The 25,834-nt window shown below is 43.1% G+C and carries 16 protein-coding genes; 2 read left to right on the top strand and 14 right to left on the bottom strand.

Features of this window, described 5'->3' with window-relative positions; all coding sequences use genetic code 11:
• Positions 1-3: 3 nt before the first annotated feature.
• From QE177_RS01410 to QE177_RS01395, 4 genes are all read right to left on the bottom strand, one after another.
• Positions 4-975 (bottom strand): efflux RND transporter periplasmic adaptor subunit, encoded by a 972-nt coding sequence (locus QE177_RS01410; RefSeq protein WP_280550966.1) that lies wholly within the window; start codon positions 973-975, stop codon positions 4-6.
• A 638-nt stretch (positions 976-1,613) separates the two neighbouring features.
• A complete protein-coding gene (locus QE177_RS01405) occupies positions 1,614-1,862 on the bottom strand; it encodes a hypothetical protein (protein ID WP_280550965.1) in 249 nt (82 codons plus the stop codon).
• A 19-nt stretch (positions 1,863-1,881) separates the two neighbouring features.
• Entirely contained in the window at positions 1,882-1,986 is a 105-nt protein-coding gene (locus QE177_RS01400) for a CHC2 zinc finger domain-containing protein (protein WP_280550964.1), read from the bottom strand.
• On the bottom strand, positions 1,937-2,095 hold the full coding sequence (locus QE177_RS01395) for a hypothetical protein (RefSeq protein ID WP_280552300.1): 159 nt from the start codon (positions 2,093-2,095) through the stop codon (positions 1,937-1,939). Before QE177_RS01395 ends, QE177_RS01400 begins: the two co-directional genes overlap by 50 nt.
• A 272-nt stretch (positions 2,096-2,367) precedes the next feature.
• Between QE177_RS01395 and QE177_RS01390 the strand changes: the two genes are divergently transcribed.
• Together QE177_RS01390 and QE177_RS01385 are read left to right on the top strand one after the other, a co-directional pair.
• Complete coding sequence (locus QE177_RS01390) at positions 2,368-2,727, top strand: helix-turn-helix transcriptional regulator (RefSeq protein ID WP_280550963.1); 360 nt, start codon at positions 2,368-2,370, stop codon at positions 2,725-2,727.
• Positions 2,728-2,804: 77 nt separating this feature from the next.
• Positions 2,805-3,032, top strand: a complete 228-nt coding sequence (locus tag QE177_RS01385; RefSeq protein WP_280550962.1) for a SymE family type I addiction module toxin — start codon at positions 2,805-2,807, stop codon at positions 3,030-3,032.
• Between the two features lie 44 nt (positions 3,033-3,076).
• On the opposite strand, the gene QE177_RS01380 is transcribed toward QE177_RS01385, so the two are convergent.
• From QE177_RS01380 to infB, 10 genes are all read right to left on the bottom strand, one after another.
• The gene (locus QE177_RS01380) at positions 3,077-3,394 is read right to left on the bottom strand and encodes a hypothetical protein (RefSeq protein WP_280550961.1); all 318 of its coding nucleotides are present in this window, start codon (positions 3,392-3,394) and stop codon (positions 3,077-3,079) included.
• Positions 3,391-13,443, bottom strand: a complete 10,053-nt coding sequence (locus QE177_RS01375) for a hemagglutinin repeat-containing protein (protein WP_280550960.1) — start codon at positions 13,441-13,443, stop codon at positions 3,391-3,393. Before QE177_RS01375 ends, QE177_RS01380 begins: the two co-directional genes overlap by 4 nt.
• Before the next feature lie 11 nt (positions 13,444-13,454).
• Positions 13,455-15,161 (bottom strand): ShlB/FhaC/HecB family hemolysin secretion/activation protein, encoded by a 1,707-nt coding sequence (locus tag QE177_RS01370; RefSeq protein WP_280550959.1) that lies wholly within the window; start codon positions 15,159-15,161, stop codon positions 13,455-13,457.
• 532 nt (positions 15,162-15,693) lie between these two features.
• The gene (locus tag QE177_RS01365) at positions 15,694-17,526 is read right to left on the bottom strand and encodes a DEAD/DEAH family ATP-dependent RNA helicase (RefSeq protein WP_280550958.1); all 1,833 of its coding nucleotides are present in this window, start codon (positions 17,524-17,526) and stop codon (positions 15,694-15,696) included.
• Positions 17,527-17,701: 175 nt separating this feature from the next.
• A complete protein-coding gene (gene nlpI, locus QE177_RS01360) occupies positions 17,702-18,580 on the bottom strand; it encodes a lipoprotein NlpI (protein WP_280550957.1) in 879 nt (292 codons plus the stop codon).
• 122 nt (positions 18,581-18,702) lie between these two features.
• The gene (gene pnp / locus QE177_RS01355) at positions 18,703-20,829 is read right to left on the bottom strand and encodes a polyribonucleotide nucleotidyltransferase (protein ID WP_280550956.1); all 2,127 of its coding nucleotides are present in this window, start codon (positions 20,827-20,829) and stop codon (positions 18,703-18,705) included.
• Positions 20,830-21,121: 292 nt separating this feature from the next.
• Complete coding sequence (gene rpsO / locus QE177_RS01350; RefSeq protein ID WP_180558499.1) at positions 21,122-21,391, bottom strand: 30S ribosomal protein S15; 270 nt, start codon at positions 21,389-21,391, stop codon at positions 21,122-21,124.
• A gap of 123 nt (positions 21,392-21,514) precedes the next feature.
• Positions 21,515-22,453: a tRNA pseudouridine(55) synthase TruB gene (gene truB, locus QE177_RS01345; RefSeq protein ID WP_280550955.1), complete on the bottom strand. Its 939-nt coding sequence runs from the start codon at positions 22,451-22,453 to the stop codon at positions 21,515-21,517.
• Positions 22,453-22,866: a 30S ribosome-binding factor RbfA gene (gene rbfA / locus QE177_RS01340; protein ID WP_280550954.1), complete on the bottom strand. Its 414-nt coding sequence runs from the start codon at positions 22,864-22,866 to the stop codon at positions 22,453-22,455. The genes truB and rbfA overlap by 1 nt, the downstream gene beginning before the upstream one ends.
• Before the next feature lie 271 nt (positions 22,867-23,137).
• Complete coding sequence (gene infB, locus QE177_RS01335) at positions 23,138-25,828, bottom strand: translation initiation factor IF-2 (RefSeq protein WP_280550953.1); 2,691 nt, start codon at positions 25,826-25,828, stop codon at positions 23,138-23,140.
• Between the last annotated feature and the right edge of the window lie 6 nt (positions 25,829-25,834).

Genomic DNA, 25,834 nt, shown 5'->3' with positions numbered 1-25,834 from the left:
CACCTATTTATCCCAAGCCCACAGTGCACTCATACCAGGACGCAGTCCATCAATAGGCTCTAGTGGATAAAGGCGTACTTCAAATGTTCTTAAATCAAAATCTCCTGTTGCTCGTGTTGCACGTTTAGTTGCATAGTCTCCCATCGGGGCAATATAGCGTACCTCCGCTGTAATAATTTTGTCTTGCAAAGCAGGAACACGTATCGATACCTTATCGCCTTTACGAACATAAGCCATAATATCTTCGCGTAAATTATAGATAAAGTAGGCCTGCGGTAAACGAACAAGTGTTAGCAATGGGCTATTGGCATTAAATAATTCACCAACTTCAGCCGGTATAGGGCCAACTTCACCATCAACCGGCGCTTTAACAAGTAAATCATCAACTTGCACCTGTAACTCAATCATTTGTTGCTCGGTTTGTCGTAATGCAGCGGCATATTTATTCCGCAATTCAATGCGATCACCATTTTTAGCTTCATCTAATTGCGCCTGAGCACTATTTACCTGATGAAAAGCGACATCTTTGGCCCGCCGTGCTTTATCTAATTCATTAGCCGAAACATAGCCTTTACCCGATAAATTATTCAATCTAATATATTCGTTATTTGCATTGGTATACTGAGATTGGGCCTGTTTTAATACCGCTTGAACATTGCGTATGGTCTCTTCGCGAGTACCGTTTAAGGATAAATCAAGTTGCGCTTTAGCTTGATCACGTACTGCGCTCAATGCCGCTAGTTGCGCTTGCAATTCTGGACTTTCCAAGGTGATCAATAATTGGCCTTTTTTTACCATATCACCGCGTTCAATATGACGCTCAATTACGCGTCCCCTCGCTTTAGAGGTCACGATGACTTCAGGCGCATCCACTTCCCCTTGTAATAAAAGGTGCTTATTTTGTGTATAAAGTAACACTGCAATCGCAACAACGATCAGCATGATTAGCACTAAAAATGATATTCTTCTTTTCATATTAACTTTAATATACCTTAACTATTTTATGTGCAACTATACTGTTTGCAATTAACAAACAATTCAGTATGCGCTTTTAAAATGTAAGTTGTTAATAAATTCGTGCGCTAAATCGCATAAAGCAGACGATATACCTTTACTACAAGCACAATCTAATCTTTATCCTAGGCATATTTGGCTGGTAACCATTCAATTTTAGTCTCGCTCATCCAGTTATGCGATACCATGAAATGTGTTTTTTACTGGATTAACTAGGTATGTCTTTGATTTATTACTATTATTACTCCAACAAATATGTGTTTTATTTAATATCGCTTGGATGGTTAGTAAAACTCTTTCAAAAAAGTGTCCGGTTTTTCTTGCGCACAACATAAACGTCTACGCTATGCAAAATTGATTTACTGTAGTGGCATACTGAATTTGGCCACTACAGCCGCGAAAAAGGAGAGTGCCCCAAGTCAGGCCGATTATCACCAAAAGTGATGGAGTTAGTCACATTGGGAAAAAGTTATCGTTGGATAGCGAAAGAGCTGGGAATAAGTAAAAATACGGTCACTGAAATTGTTCGCCGGGAACGCACTCATGCTTAGTGTATCATTTCGCCCCCTACCGGAACCGACTCCAATAGATGAAGATAGCTATATGTTGCTGCCTGATTGACATCCTCGCAGCTGATTTTGTTCGATCCGTTTTTGCGCTTTCTGTTTGTCAAAAATCGGTTTCAGTTTTACATGCGCCTTGTCCACATCACGGCTCAGCTCTGCCACAGCCTGTTGCTGCTTGTCCTGGTGGCGAATAATGAGTTGACCTTCCGACACCGCTGAGTGGGTGGTATTGCTCGCTTTACCTTGGTTATTTTGCAGTGAGCACCATGCTATCAAGGGCACTGCCGGTTATATCTACCAGTCAATCACCAAAACCGTCGCCCACAACCAAACAGTGATACAGATTTTTAGTCGGATTAATCACCATCGAGGGCGTGTTTTCGTCTTGGAACGGACAACGCAGCACACTGTACTTGCCCTGCTTTTTTCACTGTATGCCCCTGCAATTTCACCAATAACAACAAAGATACCGTACATTTGAGTTCATCGAGTTCAGATTTTGCGATGCGGGGCATAAAAGTTCCTTTTAAAACCTTGTCAATACGCTTTAATGGACTCTTTATAAATGCATATATGGTGTATTTTAAGCGTCGCATTTAAATAAAGATACCGTGCGTTTCAATTCATCGCTATCAAATTCAGGGATGAGAAGAATAAAAAGTTCATTTTAAAATCTTTCCGGCAACCTTTTATGGTTTCTTTTTAAATGCACATATGGTATATTTAAGCGTCATTTTAAATAAGGGGGGTTAAAATGCTAGCTCTGTTTCCTTGACGAGTAATTTCTATGGACTTTGGTAAACGTCTGGCAACCCTACGTAAAGATCGTAAGCTTACTCAGGCTGCACTAGCGGAGAAAGCCGGTTGTCACGTAACAATGATTCGGCGTTATGAAGCTGACGAAGTACAACCCACACTGGAGATTATCCGCAAGCTCTCTCGTGCACTTTCTGTAAGCGCAGATACGCTAGTTTTTGACGAGAATGAACGTAATCCCGATGAAGAACTACGTTTGCAATTTGAAGCCATCAGCCAATTCACACCGGAAGAGAAAGAAGTAGCAAGAGTGTTACTGGAGTCATTGATTTTAAAACACGATGCTAACCGTTTTGCCCGTAACAACAATAGAGCGAGCACCAAGAAGTAAGATGTAAAACAGATGCGGCGATCCCGTGTTGAAGCACGGAACCACCGCTAACCACGCAACTAATGGAGGTAGTCACGATGGCTAGAGGCGATTGTAGGGTAAAAACCGAGTCAGCTAAAGATAAAGCGGCAAAATCCAGACACTATACAGTGGGTTATTCACCTAACCGCGGTAAACCCAACCCCAGTCCACAGATGGTAATTAGCGGTAACTGGCTGAATAAATTAGGGTTTACTGTCGGTAACCACTACACCCTCACCCGCCAGGCCGGACAACTTATTATCCGGCTGGCTGAGGGGGAGTGAGGGCGGTTAAGGGAGAGCCCAGTGTGCGGTTGGGTCTCCTACCATTAATAAAAGTTATCATCTAATTGCCCTTCAGATTTTAATATATCTAAAAATCTTTTATAGGCAGTTTCATCTAGCTCAAGTAAATCATCTAATAATGACTCTTCGATTAAAGCCCAGTGATGAACACTTTTAGCGTCATCATTTGAAAAGAAAACTGTTTTAAAATCGATTTTATTATCAATAACCGTCACTTCATCAGCTTTATATGCCTGTAACCCACCATAATTCTTAGGCATTCCGTAAAAATAGGTTTCATCACCAAACCAATATATAGCAAAAATATCAACAATTGAGCCATCCGATTCTAGTATTCTCATTTAATTTTATCCTTTATTGTATCTATAACTTGTTTCGGATCTTGTTGAACCCTTTGAGATGTAATAATTTTCATATCATATGCTTTACCAGTAGTTGAATTGTACTGATAGTGTATGGTTATTGTTTGACCATCAGGAAGCCTATGTTTTGCCTCCATTTTTTGAAAGCCTGCAGATGCTGGAAAACGAGGGTCTTTATTCATACCCAACAATTTACTCCCCAGCGTTGGATTAGCTTGTACTTCCTTCCAAAATGTTTGTTCATTTAGATCCCTCGGTACTGCTGTTTGCTGACCGGGTTTAGCCGTTGAGATTTTCTCTGCATTCTTAATCAACTGTTTATTATAAACAGAATTAGCTTCCTTTTGACTGAGACCTTTTGCGTTTTTAGAGATTCTACCTATTTTTTCTAAAGCTTTTTTCTCTGCTTCCACTTTAGAAGTATTTGTTTGTTTACCGGTTGTTCCCTTACCACCTTTTCCACTTGCTCCATTTATCATAGCCGGAAGTGTTGTTGCTATCATTTGTGCCGTTTCAGCATCGAACCCCATTGCTTCAAAACGCTTTGTCCAGCCATGTTCAACAGTGATACCTTCCGCTTCCATGCCCAACATATAGGCTGCAGGCATATAATTACGAAACTCATCAGCCAACGATTTATCTTTCGCAAGGTTCTTAATCGTTGTATCAAACGCTTCCCATTGCTCAACTAGGTAACCATATTTTTGCTGGCACTGTTCAGGTGATGTCGAACAAACAGCCTTGATTTCTTCCTGTTGACGAACATTGGTATCCACCATGTCTCGAATAACTTTCTGACATTCATCACCAACACAAGTCCTTGCTTTATGAGCAAAGTTTTCTAATTGATTGGTGCTCAAAAAGTTATTCTCAACCGACGCCTTCCCCGCCTGAGCTGAGTTTACTGCACTTTGGCTATCTCCTCCAATCAACCCGCCGGCAATAGCTGCCGATAAGCTGGCAAATGCGCTGACGGTCGATTTTTCGTCTTCTGTCAGTTGGCTAACTTCTTTCTTATACAGGGCGACCGACAACATACCAACCGCCTCCGCTGTCATTGCGCCCAGCGACTGCGCGCCTGCATTTTCATTTTTTGCCAACGCTAATGCAACGTTAGCAATTCCATGGGCGGCCAAGCGACCGGCTTTGTTATCTTCGCCAATATGCTGGCCGATTTGATTGGCAATATAGGGCGCACTGGCATTCGCTACCGCTTGGTTCACATCACCATTGGCCAGGCCTTGAATTAAGGCGGTGCCCGCCTCGACGATGCGGCGGTTGCTGCCGCCGACACCCCAGCCTGAACCATTGATTGTTGCCTGGATAGCTTGCTTATAGATGTAGTTATCAATAACAGTTGGGTCATTGGTTTCAACTCCTTGTTCTTTTAGCGCTTTCCTCGCAACCTTGCGTTCCTTATCACTCGGGGGCATCGGGTTTTTGTTGACTTCTTGCGTCGCCCTAATCGTGGCTTCCGTCACCGCAATATCGGTAAGCTGCTGACCTAACTCTCCTAGCAGCTGATTTCGTTCGATCCGTTTTTGCGCTTGCTGTTTGTCAAAAATCGGTTTCAGTTTTACATGCGCCTTGTCCACATCACGGCTCAGCTCTGCCACAGCCTGTTGCTGCTTGTCCTGGTGGCGAATAATGAGTTGACCTTCCGACACCGCTGAGTGGGTGGTATTGCTCGCTTTGCCTTGGTTATTCATATTGGTCAGCAACGAACCCGCTGCATTGGTAACAAACTGCTCACCCACCGTGGCGCCGCCTGAACTAAAGCCGCCACTTTGGCTATCCACCTTATATTCAGCGCGGTTGGTGCTATCCCTAAAACCTAATGTGGCCGTGTCGAGTCTATTTTTATCCGCCCCGGCCGTGCTGCCAATCACGGCTCCATCCAATTGCGTGTGCTTGCCCACCCTAATAGCAAAACCGCCTTGACCGGCATTGATAGCGGTTTGTTTATCGACCGATTGATAGTCACTGTGCAGCTCGCTTTTGTTGGCATACACATTCAGTGAGCCGCCGCCCTGGCTAATACTCGCGCCCAGGCTTGAACTGGTCTGTTTGGCAGCATATTTATCGATAAGTTGTTGGCTAGTTAACCTCAGGTCACCACCAACATCCACTTTAACCGTTTCACCGCTCACTTGCGCGCCGGTTAAGCGCGTGTCCTGACCACTTTCCATTGTTAGCTGCTGGCCAGCATTGAGTTGACTATCAGTGAAAAACTGGCTATTTCCTTTTTCAAACCCTTGGCTTTTATTAGCCCCAACGTTAGCACTCCAACCGTCTGTACCATAGCCAATACCCATTGACAGACCTTGACTGGCGTTTTTACTATTTACTTTTTGCCGATTGCTGGCACTTATCAGGTCGATATTATTTTTGGCCAGCAGGCTAATGTTTTTATCCGCAGCCAACTGACTGCCTTCAACCGTTAACTGTCCTTGGCTGCTTTCTTTCCTGCCCGTTGCCGTCAGCGTAAGATTGTCACCCGCACTTAAACGGCTACCCGACGCCGTGTTTTGCTCTGTTTTGATGGTGGATTGTGACGAGCGGCGACCATAAGACAGATTGATAGCCACAGAAGGCATTTTACCTTGCGCTGCCGCCAAGCGAGCCGCTTGCCCCGCCTGCACCCCCTGTAATCCCGCTTTCATCCCTTTAAGGGCAGCCAGTTGGCTATCCTCTTCTTGTTTAGCCGATTTTGCCGTGCGCACCATGCTATCAAGGGCACTGCCGGTTGTTCCCCCCAATGAAAGCGTTAAACCACTGGCTTGAGTGGTTAGCCGGCTGATATCGGTGCGGCTATTTTCTGCCGCAGTGATAGTCACATCGCTGCCGGTGATAGTGATATCTTTTGCTGCAATCAGTTCACTGCCTGCAATCGTCCCTTGCGCGCCCGCAGTTAAGGTTACATTACCGGCCATACTGCCTATCACGCTGCCTTTTTTCTGCGTGTTATCCGTATCATGAGTGATTTTTTGCCGGTTTGCGCCTAAGCTGAAACCCAGCCCATCCGTGCTCATTAAACCTGAGTTGTGGGTTTTCGATATATGGGTTTCATGCAACGTTTCATCTGACGTGCTCACATTGAGTTGAGCACCCGCCTTTAGCGTGACGCTGTTGGTGCCAAATAGATTACTAGCATGAATATCTATCTCATTGCCCGCCGTCGCATTGATAGAATGACCACTAAAGCGACTACTAATGGCGCTGCGTTCAGTCAGTTGATGGTGCCTTTCGGTGGTGGTGCTCGATAAAAATCCTTTATCGGTATGTTTACTGTGCTTAGCATAGTCGCTGCTTGCAACACCTGAGGTGATATGGATATCGCGCCCGATATTGAAAGAGAGCGCTCCACCGCTTGATAGATTGGCAGCACGTGCTGATAAATCCTGCCCTGCCGATAAGGCTAAATCACCTTGCGTTTGGATATGGGTGCCAATTTCCGTGGCGTTTTCACCCCGATAATAGTTGTTGGAATTGCGCGTATAATCGAAAGCTGAACGCACATTACGGGTGGCTAACTGAATATTTTGCCCGGCCTGAATATCCGTTTTGCCACCCGCGCCCAAATTAGCAATTTGGCTGGCAATCAGCTTGATGTCCTGGCGGGCTTTTAACGTCAGCTGACCATTATCACCCGTTATATAAATACTGGCTGGGCGATCTAGCAATGACGATTGGCCATCGCCAAGTTGCGCCGTTTCACTACGAATATCACCGCCGGCGGCTAATGAAACGCGGTCTGCGCCGCCAATTTCGCCGCCCAGATTTTGGATATCTTTTAATGCCTTAAGCTGAACTGTTTTAGCCTGCATACGCCCACTGTGATGAATAGTTTCACTTTGCAGATCAGTCAATTGACGACTCGCGATTTCACCACTATTTAACAGCTTAGCAGTGATATCGGCAGAAACATTGCCTCCTGCCAGCAGTGCTCCATTGCCATTTAAATCCCCCTGGCGAGCGCGCACATACAGCTGTGGAACACTGACCTTCTCAATACGACCATCTGGCAACAACACCTCTCTATTCACCATCCACACCATGTCGCTGGTGAGATTAGCCATTTGCGCTGGCGATAAGGCAATACCCGGTGTCAAATTATACCGCTCACCATAAGCTACCCCGCTGGTCAGGAGCGCTCGGTATTGCTGTTCATCACTTTGATAGTTAGCCAGTCGCCGTTGACCGGTGAGTTCCATCAGTTGCTCGCGCACTAAACGCTGTTCATAATAACCATCAGCTAACCGCTTATGCAGCTGCGCGTGAGTAACAACCTCGATACTCGATAACCATTTTTTATGGTGGGTAAAACGGGGATCGGTTTCAATCAGATATTGGCTGTCGCTATCCGGTGTCAACTTAAACAGACTGTTATCTGGCAGTTTAATATTTGGCTCTATGGTTTTGATCACACTAGCCAAAATGGTTGGTGATGAGTCAACGGATTTATCAGTAGTAAAATCAACTTTGCCGCTGATTGCTGGCAACTGAATGACGGCTGTCTGCTGAGCCGGCAGATCCAACGGTCTGTTCGGCTGATCTTTTAAGGCTTGCTGAGCAATATTAGCAACAAAATGCGGCGCCAGATCGGCATCAGCAGTCGCATCTGTTTGTTCAGTCAGTTTATTTACCTTAGCGGCATCTAGCTGGGGCTTGTTAATCTCTCCGGCCTGTTCCGTCACTTCGATTAGATTGAATGATAAACTTTGTTCGCTATTGACACCTTGATATTGAGAGTGGTTACTGCGCGTTTTCCATTTACCGCCACCTTTATAACGATAGATAGTATCACCCTTTTCAGTGATGCGAAGCACACCCTGCGTTTCTTGGTTATTGAGTTCTTCACCGGTTAAAATCAAATTTTGCCCAGCCACTACCTGTGAATTTTCATTATTAAGTTGCTGGCCATCCAGGGTGAGATGCTTGCCACTTGTGATCAACGCAGGATCACGGTTAATGAGCTGCGTTTTATAAGTGATACGCTGATAGTCATATTCATAGAAATACTTGGTCCAGTTGCCATTTTCAAACATGCGCCAGCGGTTAGAACTTTCATAATCAATCCCCACGTCTAGGTTTAATGTGCCATCATCATTAATAGCATGACGAGTTTGATTACCATTACGTGGCGCAATTTTGTAACGTCGGCCATTACCAAAATCAAACCAATTAAAATGTTCACGACTCACTTCAAGCGGCTGATCCGAGAGTTGTAAATGGATATCTTTATTTTCCAGCCGCTCAGTGGCTAGTATCAGATCACCGGCGGCTTCAATATTAGCACTGTGGTTTTTGACACTCTGCGCGCGGCCGGTAGCCTGCAGTTGGTGATCTAATGCCTGGCCAATCACCAGGTTACCCTCGCTATAAATCAGCGCATGGTCGCGATTTAATAAGTCGCCAACAGCAATATTGACTGCATTGCGGCCGGCAATAACAGCAGATTTGTCTGCCTGTTTATCATTAATCAAGCGCCAAACAGCAAGCGCGAGCAAATCACCGTAAATTCTACCGCTGCCGATGTTATCGAGGGATTGGGCGCTGATATGGGTTAATCCACCATCAATTAAGCCGCTATTACGCATATTGCCACTCACGCTAATATGGCTCTTTTGCCCATTAATTTCGCCTGACAGGTTATTAATCACCATTGGGCTGGTAAGCAGTAAATCACCTAAGCTGGATAATAAGCCATGGTTGCTAAAACCTTGTTTAAAGTTGGCCACCAGGCGCTCACCGGCTTGAATATAGCCTTGATTTTCAAACCATTGACTTAGGGAAAGGGATAACTCTTTTTGCGCGCTAAGCTTACCCGCGCCGGCTAATTGGTTAGCGATGATGGTTGCCGAGCCATCACTCACCATGACGCCTTGCTGATTGGCTAAGCGCAATTTTTGACCGTTGCCATCATCACTGATATTCAGTTGGCTACCGACCGATAGCATGCCTTGGCTATTGTCCAGTTGTTGGCGGATAATAGCATCCAGCGTTTGAGCAGCACGCACTACACCGCCTTGGTTATGCAAACTATCGCTATCGAGTGATATTTGCTGGCCTTCGATCCCTTTGCCCGCCTGGGCTGTCGCTAGATTAGTTATTTTTTGACTGCTGATAAGCAATTTTTTATTCGCTTTGAGCCAACCCTGGCTATTATCAATCTGCGTTTGTGCCCATAACGCCACATAATTAAGCCCCTGGATCACGCCTTTAATGTTGTTTATCGCTTGCCCATGAATAGTTAAATCTGCGGCAGATAAGATTTGGCCTTGCTGGTTGTCGATATTCTGCTTGATGGATAGCGCTGTATTTTGCTGTGACTTGAGCAGCCCTTGGCTATTATTTAGCGCTAACCCGTTTATATTCATTATTGATTGGCTCAACAGGGTACCATTTTGGTTATCAATACGCAGTGCATCAATCTTCAGTCCTTCCTTGCCCTGAATAATTGCCTGTGAATTGATAAAATCACCCAATTGCAATTCAACCTGTCCTTTCCCCTCCAGAATGCCTTTTTGGTTCAATAGCGGTTGTTGTTGCGTATCGATTGAAAATGCATTAGCAGAAAAGATTTGCCCCTGTTGGTTATCAAGCAGTAAGGTCATTAACTTCGTGGTCTGTGCGCCTTGGATCTGTCCATGCTGGTTGCTCAATTTGCCACTTTCGAGCGATAAACTACCACCACTTAAGATCCCGCCGGTTGCCTGGCTATGGTTATTATTAATTAGTTGTCCGTGACTATTAAGCTGCAATTTTTTAGCCGCTTGTATTCGCCCTTGTACATTTTGAAGCTCACCGATTTTGGCATCCAAGGTATTGTCGGCGATAATTTCTCCCTGGCGATTATCAACCCGCTTTTGCTGCGTATCTAACGCGATATCATTGGCTTGAATATGTCCTTGATAATTGATTAATTCGCCGATCTTTAAGGCTAGTCGTTGGCTGGCAAAGATACCTTGCTCATCTGTTTTCGCCAGGTTGGTTAAGGAATGCCCATGGGTATCAAGGGTGATTAATTGCCCTTTAATAGTCCCTTGACTGTTGTCAAACTGGGTGGTGTTCAGCTTGATGTCTGACTGACTAGTCACCAGTCCTTGGCGGTTATCTAACCCTTGACTGTCTATATTCAGTTGTTGCCTGGCAAAAATGCGACCCTGTTGGTTTTTTAACACGCCACTATAAATAGATAAGCTGCCTTGGGCATCAATACCTTGCTGATCACCTGTTTGGCTATTACTCAGTTGCTGACCGTGGGTATCAATCAGCATGTTACTGCCTGACTGAATAACACCTCGCTGATTTGCAAGCTTACCCGAGTGTAAGGTGAGTTTTTTCAGAGCATGCAATCTGCCTTCACTATTATCAAACTGTTGTTGATGAGTATTAATATCAATGTTGGTTGCTTGTAGATGACCCTGGTGGTTGAACAGTGCTTGATTACTCATCATCAATAACTGTTCAGCGGTAATCAAACCCGCCTGGTTATTGATATCCTCATTAATGATAAGCTCCAAATCTCCCCGCTTAGTGATCAATTTACCTTGCAGGTTATCCAGCTGTTTGGCTTTAATCACAAATGAACCATTAGCACTGATATCCCCAGCACGATTGGTCAACTGCTGAGCAACCTGAATTGAACCTTGCTGTTCGCCCAGTTGGGTTAAGCTCGCTCGGTTATGGTTCAGGCTATTGACTATAAATTGGATATTATCAGCCTGAGTATTCGCTTCCGTCAGATCAACCTCTGTAGCAGTTAACCGCAGCTGCCCGTTGGATGAAATGTTACTACGCCGTCCTTGCAGCATCTGAGTCTGAATTAGCATATCTGCTTGGTTGCTGATTAATTTTCCATCATCGTGCGTCAGCGCCAGGGTATTTAAAAAAACATTTTTTTCACCAATCAGGCTGCCTTGGCTATTATCAATACTTTGTCGGGCAACCACGCTTAATGAAGCCGTTTTTTCGGTAATTATTGTCCCTTGCTGGTTTTCAAGTTTATTAATATTAAGCGTTAGATCACCTTGGCTGCTGATATTGCCTGATTGATTATTTAAGGTTTCGCTCAGTGTGATCTGGCCTGTTTCTGCACCTGTTTGCCGCATCTGCCCAGCTTGATGTGACAGGTTTTGCCCTTGAATAGTAATATTTTTAGCTTGCGTGGTTGCTTGATCGAGGTTAATTGATTGGCTCTTTAATTTTAGTGCGCCATTCGTTAGGATCTCACCCTGTTGGCCGGTAAGCAGGTTGGCTTTAATGTGAGTAGCATCCTTGCCAGTAGTGGTTAGATGACCATGCTGGTTATTCAGTATTTGGCTATCAATATCCAACTTACTAGCACGGATCAACAGACGACCCGATTGATTATCCAGTTCATTAACTACTATATTGGTGTCGCCTGCCAGGCTGATTTCTCCCTGCTGATTGTGCAAGGTACGGGTGTGCCATCGATTATCAAATCTGCTTTGTTGAATTAATTTACCTTGTCGGTTGTTGATAAACTCAGGGCTAATTAGCACTATTTGATTGGCAACAAGCTGACCTTTTTGATTATCAAGCCCTTTTTTCGCCGTCAATAGCGCTTTATTATCAACCAAAATATTGGCTTGTTTTGTGTCAATATTTGCTTCGGTAGCGGTCAATATCATTGCTTTCGCTTTGATAGCGGAGCCAGATAAATCAATTGCACTGCCAGTCAGCACTATATTTTGTTTAGCAACAATATTACCTTGTAGTGCAACCGTTTTTTGGCCCCTAACCATCAGTGAGCCCGTGCTGGTTAATTTCCCTTTGCTATCCACACCGGCAGCAACCAGTGTGCCATAATCGCTGTTAATCCACTCAGCATGGGCAACAATATTTTCACCCGCGACGATTTGGCCTTTCTCTGTGTTGTTAATCGCATTTTTAGCGGTTAAATTAATATGTTGCTCAGCCATTAGTGTGCCACCGTTAGCAACCATTTGCTGGCTTTTAATCGCTAAATGTTGGTTGCCGATGATAGCCCCCACATTAGTAATTTTACCATCAGCAGATAAGGAAATATCGCCCGCTTGAGCAGCAATATGGCCGGCATTACGCACTCCAACGCCATGCTCTGTGCCGCGCATGGTTATCCGATTAGCATACATACCCCCGAGTGCGTAGACATCGAGAGCAAATTCAGGGGGTTCATCCTGCGCTGAATGATCGGTTTTAAGGATCGTTTTGCCATCAGCTGCGAGCTGATTTTTACCCGTGGTGATCACCAGATCTTTAGCGTGTAATTTGGCATTAATTTTTACTGAGCGAGCAATTAAGGCAGTGTAGTTAATATCATTGCCGTTATAACCTTTTCCAGCAATATTTATATTGCCTTTATCAACTGCGAAACCTTTAATTTTGCCATTTTCTATCAGAGTCTTACCCGCTGATAGTAAGGCTTGGTCGGCGTTGATAAAACCACAGCCATTACAGGTAATCCCTGCTGGGTTAGCAATAATGACATCCGCTTTTTTACCCGCAACTTCAATAAAACCATTGAGCTGGCTTGGGTCACGGCTATTGACTTCATTCAAGATGATTTTAGCTTGCCCTTTTGCCAACCAATCATTACCTTGAATAATGCCACCAAGCTGAGTATTCACATTGGTACTGCTGTTATTGAGGATCGCACCTTTATGGTCAACATCAAATTGACGGTATTGGTTGCGTGAAACGCCATCACGGTTGGGTGTCTGGATGTTGATTTGCGGTAAGCCATTTTGGCTGTTGACAATCGTTGGCTGCTGGTTAGCCGGTGCATTGCTATCTGCTTGGATAGTAGAGGATTGCACATTAAAACTCACCATGCCGAAGGTTAACCATAATGAGGTGGTGATGGATTTAATGACCCAACGCAGGCGGCTATCTGTGGCTTTTTCCATGGAATTTTCTGTTTGGCCTACCGGGCCGGTACGGTGACCAGTGATAATGTCAGCAACGACCATCACCATTTGGCGCGCGACATTAAAAATTAAACGATAAAATAATTTATTCATCCTGATTAGCCTTAGTAATTCCAGTTTACAGAAAAAGCCAATGTCGCCGGATCGGTTTTAAATCCATCCGGTTTAGAAAATGGCATACCAACAGAGAAGTCATAACTCAAATTGGCAGGGCTTATCGCGCCACGCAAACCGATAACGCCTCCTGCAAGGTGTGTACCGAGGTTGAAATCAGCCCCTCTTCCTCCAATTTCACCATAATCAGCTCCTAGATAGAGCTCCTGATCCGGTACTGGTATTACCCAAGACAAGCTGTTACGTACTGTCCACCCCCTATCCGCACTCAGCGTGCGCTCACCATCAAAACCGCGAACTGTCCAGCGGTTACCGATGTTAAACTGGTCTTGTGGGGTGAGTGGGGTGTGACTAATTTGGCGTAAATATTGGCTGTCAAAGCGCAATACGTGGTTGGCAAGCATAAAGGGGACACTGGCTGACGCTGAAAATTGGATGACTTTAGCCAGTGCCGTTGCATAATCCATTGAATCACGGTCACGAGACTCTTCAAACGCCGGCATGGCACCAAACCAGCGCGTACCATGTTGATAGCTCACACGCGCCGTTAGTGTCGCTCGTCCGACATATTGCTGATGATTAAGTGCCAATTTCCACCAAGTCGTCCGGCGTTTTTGATTTTCAATTTCGGTATCATAAATCAAGTTACGCGTTTCGCGTAAATTCACATCATACGTCACTGTCATTTTGGCAGTGGCATCGCGATAGAGCACATTGCTTAATTGCAGGCTGAGACTTTTGCTTTTACCCCGATATTGAATATCATCACTGAATCCGGCAATTGTTTGGGTATATTTATAGTCACTGACGTTGGTGGCAAACTGCCAATAACCAAATGGTAGCGAGTAATGAGCGCTGTAGTTAGTGCTGTCTTTACTGCTCGAAAAGCTTAAATCACGCGTTGCCGCAATATAGAAAAGATCACTTAGCGATGTTGGATTATTGAGCGCCAACATCACACCAGCCTGGTGTTTGCCTGTGCTTTTTGCCCCCGTGTTATCCATCCATGCACTGGCATGCCAGAAACGTGATTGCTGACGCCTGATGACAATTTGAGTTTCTCCAGGCCCATCGCCCGGCACCATTTCCAGTGTAGCTTGTACGGTCGATAGACGTTGCAAGTTTTCTAAACCTTGCTCCATGTCACGTAAATCCAATAAATTACCTCGACGGGCAGGCATCGCCGTATATAAGGTGGTGTATTTTGATGAGTCTTCTGTCAATAGAACTTTTTGAACTTTCCCCGGCATCACCACCAATTTCAATACACCAGAGGATAAATCTTGCTCTGTCACCAGTACCCGAGTGGTTATCCAACCATGGCTGATTAAGCGATTTTGGATATTAGTGACAAGTAAATTAATACCCTTCACGCCGAGACAATGGCCGATAGCTTGATCCGCTAAACGTTGCACGGGAACCCAATGCGGTAACGCCGCTTGCCCTGTCACGCTGACTTGTTCAAGCCTGAAGCACGGTTTTTCATCTGGAAACAGTAATGTGGTTTTAACCATCGGCACAGACAAATGTAGATCCGGTGCCCTGGCTGCCAATTGCTGTTGTTGAGCTTGTTGCTGCTGCGCCTGCTGTTGCAACAATCTATCTGCATTCTCAGGCTTTAGGTGTGAAGCTGACGCGGCGAAAGGGGGTAAAACAACGAGAGAAAAAAGGCGATATTTCAATAAATTCCGTTTCATAGCTTCCTATATTCGCTTTATTCAATTGTAACGTTATTTTTAACATCCTGTTAAGTTGATAAGAATAATATAACGAAATAATATTTATCAATAGATGATATTTAATTTCATCTATAAAGATAAAATTGACATCTTTTAGCATAAGTCTCTTAATACCCTTTACCATTGTAACGCTTTGCGTTAACGACGCCCTGATAAGCATTTGTTCAGAAAACGGAATTTAAAACATGCTAAGGCCTTTGCATGGTAAGTGGCTGCTTTGCCAATTACCTTGCAATCGTCGAGGGAGGTACATGAAAAAGTTGGGCAGCCGCAGCTGCTGTTTTTTGGACCACGACACTTTTGCTGAAAATAGTTAGGCAAAATTAGTATTAAGTAATGGTCAACCAATTCCGATCAGCGGTCGCTATCTAAAAGTATTCAAAGAGGTGTTAGGATTATGTTGATTTGGTTGATGTCGTTTTAATAAACAAAAAGCTGAATTCAATTGAATTCAGCTTTTGGCGTCAAATAAGATATTAATCTTATTACATTAGATATTTTGATTACTACGACGACGTAATCCAGCGTTATTATGTCCTTCATTACGTCCACGGAACTGTTCACGCTCACTACGACGTTCGTTACCAAAGCGACGTCCTCGCTCACGTAATTCACCACCATTACGTTGTCCATTGCCGCGACGTTCAAACGGTTGTGCTTCACCTAACAATTGCATTTGCATTGGTTTATTCAAAATACGTGTACGTGTCAAATGATTAAGTAATTCATTTGGCATTCCTTTTGGTAACTCTATCGTTGAGTGCGAGGCAAACAACTTAATATTACCAATATAACGACTACTAATATCCGCTTCGTTAGCAATTGCACCGACAATGTGGCGAACTTCTACGCCATCATCACGACCAACTTCAATACGGTACAATTCCATATCACCAACATCACGACGCTCGCGACGCGGACTACGCTCCGAAGCACCATTACTATTACTGCGACGACGCTCATCACGCGAATTAAATTCACGTTTTGCACGACGAACAGGATCAGGTGGCAATATTAACGGCCGATCACCTTGCGCCATTTTTAATAGCGCAGAAGCTAAAGTTTCCATATCCAGTTCATCATTAGCAACTAATTTAGTCAGTAATGCACGATATTTCTCTAAGTCACCACTTTCTAATTGCTTTTGAATATTTTCAGCAAATTTAGCTTGGCGACGCTCACTTAAAACCGCCGCACTTGGTAATTCAACTTCGGTAATTGGCTGCTTCATGGTACGTTCGATATTGCGTAATAGTCGACGTTCACGATTATCCACAAACAAAATAGCGCGCCCAGCTCGGCCTGCTCGACCGGTACGACCAATTCGATGCACATAAGACTCGGCATCCATCGGTATGTCATAATTGACAACTAAACTAATACGTTCAACATCTAGACCACGTGCTGCCACATCAGTGGCAATTAATATATCAAGACGGCCATCTTTCAAACGCTCTAATGTTTGCTCACGTAAAGCTTGATTCATATCGCCATTTAATGCCGAACTATTATAGCCACTACGTTCAAGCGCTTCAGCAACCTCTAATGTAGCATTTTTAGTGCGCACAAAAATAATTGCCGCATCAAAATCCTCCGCCTCCAAAAAACGAACCAATGCTTCATTTTTACGCATACCATAGACAGACCAGTAACTTTGGGTAATGTCTGGGCGCGTCGTCACACTGGATTGAATGCTGATCTCTTTTGGTGATTTCATAAAGCGACGAGTAATACGACGGATCGCTTCCGGCATGGTGGCAGAAAACAGTGCCGTTTGATGCTCGCTTGGGATCTGACTCATAATATTTTCAACGTCTTCAATGAACCCCATGCGTAACATTTCATCCGCTTCATCAAGAACCAAGCCACGTAAATGGGATAAATTTAATGTCCCACGTTTCAAGTGATCTAATAAGCGACCTGGTGTTCCCACTACAATTTGCGGACCTTGTCTTAGTGCGCGTAACTGCGAATCGTAACGCTGCCCACCATAGAGTGCTACCACATTGACTGAACGCATGTGTTTGGAGAATTCACTCATGGCTTCCGCAACTTGTACGGCTAACTCACGTGTTGGTGCCAACACTAAGATTTGCGGGGCTTTCAATGTGATATCTATATTATGTAATAGCGGTAAACTAAAAGCTGCTGTTTTACCACTACCAGTTTGTGCCATACCTAATACGTCACACCCGTCTAATAAATAGGGGATACATTGCTGCTGGATTGGCGATGGTTTTTCATAACCAAGGTCATTTAGTGCAGAAAGAATTGGTGTTGATAAACCTAAATCAGCAAAAGAGATTTCAGTCTCATTAGTCATGTAAAAGTGCCTCATTCATTATGGCGGCCAGTTTACATAACTCTGCGAAAAAAATTTCGGTCATTTTCATTTAAAATGTGAACTGGCTCAAATTATGTTATTAAACGAACAACAAGCCCTCATCACAATCGATGAAGACTTAAAAAAAGCAGTGATGATATGTTCGTCGCTACTGTTAGCCTGATTCTGAAAGGTCGTCTTGTGCCTGACCTAACAAAGCCAGTTCCAACAGAGCATAGCGGTGCTCAACAAAGCTATGTGCATTGCTAGCTACCGTAAGCTTGAATAACGCTATAGCGCTATCATTATCCCCCAGACTTAGGTAATGTTTACCTAAATAGAAGTTAGTTTCACTAAGATGCTCAGCGAGCGAAGTGTTATCTGTTGAATTCTCTTTCAGACGAACCATCAATGTTTTTTCACTGATTTTACCTAAATAGAATTCAACTACATTCCAGCCCCATTGCCCTTTTTCCGCTTGGTTATAACGAGATAACAAATTGGCTAGTGCCATTTTTGGTTCTATCTCTTTCTCCACTAAATAAAGCCATAAGCTGCGGAAAGGATCATTTGGATCTTGTCGATAATACGCCAGCAGATCACCCTGCGCCAATCGATATCTCCCACCATAATACAGTGCAATACCCCGATTCATGCGCGCGAAATTGTAAGTTGGATCAAGCTCTAAAACAGAATCAAACGCTTCATAGGCAGCATCAAAATTGCCTGCCTGTGTAAAATATATTCCTAGGAAATTAAAAACTTCCGGAATATCAGGACGTATAGCTAGCGCCATAGTAAAATCATTACGCGCTAGCGCCCTTAATCCGAGACTATCATACAATACACCGCGTTCATATAAAAGCTGTGCATATTCATCATCGGACAATGACCGGCTCGCAAGGATCTGTTCCATACGAGCCAATATTACTTCTTGTTGCAATGTGGGTTGCAATGGGATAGCAAAAACTTCACTTTTACGCCAGTTTCCACTGCTGCAACCGACAACAAAAACAATAGCAGCAGTATAAAGCCAGCGCAGAAAAGAATTCATTTCCTTCTCCCAAAGACAGAAACTAATCAATATATCCCGTCAATCCCCACAATTACCGGAGACTCAGCTATTAAAAAACTGAGTAGGTGCTCTTTTTACAGGACATCGAGCCTTACGTCAAATTATTCTGCAGAAATCTGTGTTTCCGTTTCAGCCGGTTTTTCTGTAGAAACCGCCTCTTTAATACTAAGGCGAATACGACCCTGCCGATCAATTTCCAGTACTTTAACCGGTACTTCCTGACCTAACTGTAAGTAATCAGTAACTTTTTCAACACGCTTTTCTGCTATCTGAGAGATATGCACCAACCCTTCTTTGCCACCACCAATGGCAACAAAAGCACCAAAATCAACAATACGTGTGACCTTGCCCTGATAGACACGACCCACTTCAACTTCTGCGGTAATATCTTCAATACGACGAATAGCCGCTTCTGCTTTAGAACTATCGGTTGCAGCAATTTTTACGGTGCCATCATCATCAATTTCAATCGTAGTACCGGTCTCTTCCGTTAATGCTCTAATGACAGAACCACCTTTTCCTATCACATCTTTGATCTTGTCAGGATTAATGTGGATAGTATGAATTCGTGGTGCAAATTCAGAAATCTCTTCACGGGGGCGATTAATCGCTTCTTCCATAATTGTTAAAATGTGTAAACGAGCCCCTTTTGCCTGATTTAATGCAACTTGCATAATTTCACGTGTAATGCCCTCAATTTTGATATCCATTTGCAGAGCACTAATACCTTCACGACTACCTGCAACTTTAAAATCCATATCGCCTAAATGATCTTCATCACCCAAGATATCGGAAAGCACAACATAATCATCGTTTTCTTTCACTAACCCCATTGCAATACCAGCGACCGCTGCTTTAATTGGAACACCAGCATCCATTAATGCTAGTGATGCCCCACAAACGGAAGCCATTGAAGAAGAGCCATTAGATTCGGTAATTTCAGACACTACACGTACAGTATAAGGAAATTCTGATTGGTTCGGCATAACCGCCAATACTCCACGCTTAGCCAAACGTCCATGGCCAATTTCACGACGTTTTGGCGAACCGACCATGCCTGTCTCACCCACTGAATAAGGTGGGAAATTATAATGGAATAGGAAACGATCGGTATACTCACCCATAAGTTCATCAATAACTTGCGCATCACGTTCAGTACCGAGCGTGGCCGTGACCAACGCCTGAGTTTCTCCGCGCGTAAATAAAGCTGAACCATGGGTACGAGGTAATACGCCAGTACGTACATCAAGGGCACGTACCATGTCTTTTTCTCGACCATCAATTCGCGGTTCACCTTTTAACACCCGAGTACGGACGACTTTTTTTTCTAAACCGGAAAGAATATCGTTTATTTCTGCAACATCTAAAGATTCATTTTCTGCCAAAAGTGTATTAGTGACATCTTCTTTAATTGCATCAACGTTAGTATAACGTTCTTGTTTTTCAGTTATACGGTAAGCATCACCCAAACGCTGTTCAGCTAATTCAGCGATACGACTATGTAATTCTTCATTAATCGCTTCTGGCTGCCAATCCCATTTTTCTTTAATCGTTTCCGCTGCCAAGGCATTAATATTCTCAATCACGATTTGTTGCTGTTCGTGACCAAAAACAACCGCACCAAGCATCTGCTCTTCCGTCAATAGATCAGCCTCAGACTCTACCATTAGTACCGCACTCGACGTGCCTGCGACAACTAAATCTAAGCGACTGCTTTTCAATTCATCAACGGTGGGATTTAAAACATACTGGTCATCAATATAACCAACACGCGCTGCACCAATTGGACCATTAAAGGGAATACCTGATATAGATAATGCAGCAGATGCACCAATCATAGCAACAATATCTGGATTCACTTGGGGATTAATAGAGACAACCGTAGCAATAATTTGTATTTCATTGAAAAATCCCTCTGGAAACAAGGGACGGAGTGGACGATCAATTAGCCGAGCAATCAGTGTTTCACCTTCACCAGGACGACCTTCGCGACGAAAAAAACTACCGGGAATTCGACCGGCAGCATAAGATCGCTCTTGATAGTTAACGGTCAGAGGAAAGAAATCCTGCCCTTCTTTCACTTTTTTCTGCCCAACAACAGTGACAAATACGGCTGTATCATCCATATTAACCATAACCGCAGCAGTCGCTTGACGCGCCATCATACCCGTTTCGATAGTGACGGTATGTTGGCCATATTGAAATTTACGAACAATAGGATTAAGCAAAATAATACCCTTTTAATAGCTGATTATTTATATAACAACACCAATATTTCCCTTCTTGCTACATCCTCACGACTAATGACAATACTGAATATTTTTATTCATCTTGTGAATATCAGCATTCTCATTAGCCGCGCGAACCGGCTGTAGCTATAGAAGCTCACTTTCTTTAGAAATAAATTGGCAAAAATCTATTTCCTAAAATTATTTTGTAAGTGTAAACCAATTCTAAAAATTTTTTACGCTTTCTAGCAGAAAAGGGGCCTCAGGCCCCTTTTCTTTTGAAACCAACTAATCAGCGACGTAATCCTAAGCGCTCAATAAGTCCGGTATAACGAGCAACATCTTTACGCTTCAGATAGTTCAATTGTTTACGGCGCTGAGCAACCATACGCAACAAGCCCCGGCGACTATGGTGATCTTTCTTATGCTCTGCAAAGTGATCTTGTAAATGATTGATTTGCGCAGTCAATAGAGCAACTTGAACTTCACTAGAACCCGTATCATTTTTATCACGACCATAGTCTGCAATAATTTGCGCTTTTGCTTCAGTACTTAGAGACATAAAATAACTCCAAATTTTCCATTAAACATAAGGAAAGCCGATCTCTAATTCAGCCTTCCCGAACAAATGCTCACCTATTTTACGCTTCAATCAATCATAACGCAAGATAACATCTAAATCCTATCAGACACTTTCCACGACTAAACGACGAGGGGCTATCCTATTTTGTTCATCTATCTCAGCAATACCAATAAATTTATCAATATCACCTTCTGTTACGCGAACTTTATTACCTTCGGAAAATCGATGATTAGCAACAACTGCTTGCCCTTGTTTAAAATAGGTTGCAACAATCGATGAAATATTGACTACCGGAAAATGGCTAACCGCGGTATCGATAGGTAATAATAAAGGATCTAATTGTTCCTCTAGGGACGTTGTTCCTAATTCCACTTGCTGCTTAAGAGTATATAGTTGCTCTAGCGTTACCATACGTTCACTAGGATAAGTAGCTACCTGTAAGCGCCTTAGATAAATCACATGAGCACCACAACCCAACAATTCACCTAAATCATCAATAATAGTCCGTATATAAGTCCCTTTTGAACAATGAATTGTTAATTCCAATTCATTCTCTTGCCAACGCTCAAATTGTAAATCATAAACAGTAATTGGGCGGCCTTCACGTTCAATAGTAATACCTTGACGGGCATATTCGTAAAGTGGTTTACCCTTATATTTAAGCGCAGAATACATAGACGGTACTTGGATTAAATTACCACGAAATTTATCTAATGCCTTATCAAGTTGCCGCTGGGTTATTTCGATCGGACGTTGACAAATTATTTTGCCATGCGCATCTGAAGTATCAGTACGCTGTCCTAAACGAGCAACAACACGATAGCGTTTATCCGAATCAAGTAAAAATTGAGAAAATTTTGTTGCCTCACCCAGACAAATCGGTAACATGCCGGTTGCCAAAGGATCGAGTGCGCCGGTATGACCTGCTTTTTTAGCATTAAATAACCGACGTACTTTTTGCAAAGCATCATTAGATGAAAGTTCTGCCGGTTTATCTAATAACAATACCCCGTGAACTTCACGACCGCGACGACGCCTCATTACTTCCTCTCTTTATCTTTGGCAGTATGACGGCGTTTTTCATCATCACGGATCACGTTGCTAACTAAATTAGACATACGCATACCTTCAACCAAAGAGTTATCATAAAAAAAAGTTAATTCAGGAACGATACGTAAACGCATTGCTTTACCCAGCAAAGAACGAATATGTTTCGCCATATCACCATTCAATACTTTGATACCATTTTTAACCATTTCTGTTTCATGTTCTTGAGCTGATATATTTAAAAAAGTCACGAACACTTTGGCATAAGCCAGATCACGAGAAACTTCCACTCCTGAAACAGTAGCCATTTTAACACGTGGATCTTTAATTTCTCGATGCAGAATAATGGCGATCTCTTTTTGTATTTCCTGAGCAACACGCTGAGCACGACCAAACTCTCTTGCCATTATGATATCTCCTCACAGGGGTAAATCTAAAATATAATAACCATTCATTATTATGACATATATATTAGAAAAATAAAATTCAATAGTTATATCTTTTTGATTTTTATATAAAATACATAATAACTGTTAAATATTATTTCTCATCATAGAATTAATGCCATCGTCACAATCGATAACCAATATGTAAGATCTAAATGGTTATCTATAACTCTTTAGTTAAAAGGCCATAACTGATGTTATGGCCTTTTAATAAGCAACAGTAAAGGGGGTATTAATTATCAATAGAACGTTTCACTTCAATGACTTCAAATACTTCTATCATATCACCAACACGAACATCATTGTAATTCTTCACACCTATACCACATTCCATACCATTGCGTACTTCGTTAACATCATCTTTAAAGCGACGTAATGATTCCAATTCACCTTCATAAATAACCACATTATCCCGTAATACACGGATAGGATTATTACGCTTAATTATGCCTTCAACAACCATACAACCAGCAATTGCACCAAATTTAGGTGATTTAAAGACATCACGCACTTCCGCTAATCCGATAATTTGCTGTTTATATTCAGGCGCCAACATACCACTCATCGCCTGTTTGATCTCATCGATAAGACTATAAATAACGGAGTAGTAGCGCAGATCCAAATTTTCACTCTCGACAATACGTCTTGCCGCAGCATCGGCGCGAACATTAAAGCCAATGATGATCGCATTAGAAGCAGCAGCCAATGTAACATCCGTTTCTGTAATACCACCAACACCTGAACCAATAATTTTTACTTTCACTTCATCAGTTGACAGTTTTTGCAATGAATCAATAATGGCTTCACAGCTACCTTGTACATCGGTTTTTAATACAATATTTAACTCAGAAATCTTACCATCTTCCATGTCTGCAAACATGTTTTCAAGTTTTGACTTCTGCTGGCGCGCCAATTTCACTTCCCGGAATTTACCTTGACGATAAAGTGCAACCTCACGTGCTTTCTTTTCATCACGGACAACCGTTGCTTCATCACCTGCTGAAGGTACATTTGATAACCCGAGAATTTCAACTGGAATTGATGGCCCAGCAGACTGAATATCTTCGCCTAATTCATTACGCATTGCACGAATACGGCCATACTCAAAACCACATAGTACAATGTCACCTTTATTAAGGGTGCCTTCCTGAACTAAAATAGTCGCAACCGAACCACGACCCTTATCCAAATACGACTCGATGACAACACCACTTGCCATACCAGTACGAACCGCTTTCAGTTCTAATACTTCAGCTTGCAATAAGATAGCTTCTAATAATTCATCAATACCTGTCCCTTTTTTGGCAGATACATTGATAAATTGGTTTTCACCACCCCACTCTTCAGCCACAATACCATATTGCGATAGTTCATTCTTAACGCGATCAGGATCAGCTTCGTGTTTATCAATTTTATTAACTGCAACGACAACAGGCACATTAGCGGCCTTGGCATGCTGAATAGCTTCTATCGTCTGAGGCATAACACCATCATCCGCCGCAACAACCAAAACAACAATATCGGTTGCTTTAGCACCACGAGCACGCATTGAAGTAAATGCAGCATGTCCTGGTGTATCTAAAAAGGTAATCATGCCTTTATCTGTTTCAACATGATAAGCACCTATGTGCTGTGTGATCCCGCCGGCTTCACCCGATGCCACTTTAGTCGAACGAATATAGTCAAGTAATGAAGTTTTACCATGGTCAACATGTCCCATGATCGTTACAACTGGCGCTCGTGGTTCTGCGATTGCTTCACCGGTATCACGATCGCTTAAAATCGCTTCTTCCAGCTCATTTTCACGACGCAAAATGACTTTATGCCCCATCTCTTCTGCCACAAGTTGCGCTGTTTCTTGATCAACAACCTGATTAATGGTCACCATCGCGCCCATTTTCATCATAGTCTTGACAACTTGAGAGCCTTTGACTGCCATCTTATTCGCTAATTCAGCAACCGAGATGGTTTCACCAATAACAACATCACGATTAATCACCGCGACCGGTTTTGTAAAACTTTGCTGTAATGAACTGGTTTTTTTCTGTTTACCTTTGGTTTTATTCGTACGACCAACCGCTCGCTCTTCTTCGCGATCAGCTTTCTCAGAATGTTTATTATTTTTTTTCTGCCGAGTAGCCTTCCCGCCTCGATTTCGGGCGCGACGGCCTTCTTCTTGGGCATCATTTTCGTCTTCTGCTTCACGAGCATGACGAGAAGTCGTGGTATGATAATCTACATTATCTTCCACTTCATCATTACTACTCCAACGATTGGAGTTTTCCTCTGCCATCCGGCGCGCTTCTTCAGCAACTCGTTTAGCTTCAGCTTCAACCTTACGTCGCATCTCTTCTTCAGCTTTACGCTTAAGCTCTGCTGCCTCAGCTTCGCGACGCTGTTTTTCAGTATAAGCAGCCGAATCTTGATTCGATTTAGCTGTTTTTTGATTATTTTTACTTTGTTTCACTTTCTCTTTTTCCGCTGCTTCGCGCTTGGCTTTTTCAGCTGCTTCACGTTTCGCTTTTTTCTCTTCGGCTTCACGTTTTGCTTTTTTTTCTGCTTCGCGCTTTGCTTGCTCTTCCGCTTCTTGCTTCACTTGCTCTTCAGCTTTTGCTTTTTCCAATGCATCGCGGTCAACATATGTGCGCTTTTTACGGACTTCAATATTGACTGATTTACTTTTTCCGCCTGTACTAGGAACACTTAGTGTGCTGCGAGTTTTTCGCTGGAGTGTTAATTTGCCAGTCTGGTTACCTGTAGTCCCATCTTCACGATTTAAGTATGCAAGTAAAGTTTCTTTCTCATTTTGAGTAACAGCATCATTTTCAGTTTTCTTTATTCCGGCATCAGCAAACTGCTGTACCAGGCGTTCAACTGAAGTTTGAATCTCTGCTGCCAATGATTTTACAGTTTCATCTGCCATTCTGTT

The sequence above is a fragment of the Arsenophonus sp. aPb genome (genome assembly GCF_029873475.1).
In the GTDB taxonomy this organism is placed as follows: domain Bacteria; phylum Pseudomonadota; class Gammaproteobacteria; order Enterobacterales; family Enterobacteriaceae; genus Arsenophonus.
The sequence above is the reverse complement of the archived record's forward strand: the minus strand, read 5'-3'. Positions and strand labels throughout refer to the sequence as shown.

What these genes read in the sequence shown, in the direction of transcription:
- nlpI (WP_280550957.1), bottom strand. Translation starts at nt 18,580, where the DNA reads ATGAATTCTTTTCTGCGCTGGCTTTATACTGCTGCTATTGTTTTTGTT.
- infB (WP_280550953.1), bottom strand. Translation starts at nt 25,828, where the DNA reads ATGGCAGATGAAACTGTAAAATCATTGGCAGCAGAGATTCAAACTTCA.
- QE177_RS01380 (WP_280550961.1), bottom strand. Translation starts at nt 3,394, where the DNA reads ATGAGAATACTAGAATCGGATGGCTCAATTGTTGATATTTTTGCTATA.
- rpsO (WP_180558499.1), bottom strand. Translation starts at nt 21,391, where the DNA reads ATGTCTCTAAGTACTGAAGCAAAAGCGCAAATTATTGCAGACTATGGT.
- QE177_RS01390 (WP_280550963.1), top strand. Translation starts at nt 2,368, where the DNA reads ATGGACTTTGGTAAACGTCTGGCAACCCTACGTAAAGATCGTAAGCTT.
- QE177_RS01410 (WP_280550966.1), bottom strand. Translation starts at nt 975, where the DNA reads ATGAAAAGAAGAATATCATTTTTAGTGCTAATCATGCTGATCGTTGTT.
- truB (WP_280550955.1), bottom strand. Translation starts at nt 22,453, where the DNA reads ATGAGGCGTCGTCGCGGTCGTGAAGTTCACGGGGTATTGTTATTAGAT.
- QE177_RS01365 (WP_280550958.1), bottom strand. Translation starts at nt 17,526, where the DNA reads ATGACTAATGAGACTGAAATCTCTTTTGCTGATTTAGGTTTATCAACA.
- QE177_RS01370 (WP_280550959.1), bottom strand. Translation starts at nt 15,161, where the DNA reads ATGAAACGGAATTTATTGAAATATCGCCTTTTTTCTCTCGTTGTTTTA.
- QE177_RS01385 (WP_280550962.1), top strand. Translation starts at nt 2,805, where the DNA reads ATGGCTAGAGGCGATTGTAGGGTAAAAACCGAGTCAGCTAAAGATAAA.
- QE177_RS01395 (WP_280552300.1), bottom strand. Translation starts at nt 2,095, where the DNA reads ATGCCCCGCATCGCAAAATCTGAACTCGATGAACTCAAATGTACGGTA.
- QE177_RS01375 (WP_280550960.1), bottom strand. Translation starts at nt 13,443, where the DNA reads ATGAATAAATTATTTTATCGTTTAATTTTTAATGTCGCGCGCCAAATG.
- rbfA (WP_280550954.1), bottom strand. Translation starts at nt 22,866, where the DNA reads ATGGCAAGAGAGTTTGGTCGTGCTCAGCGTGTTGCTCAGGAAATACAA.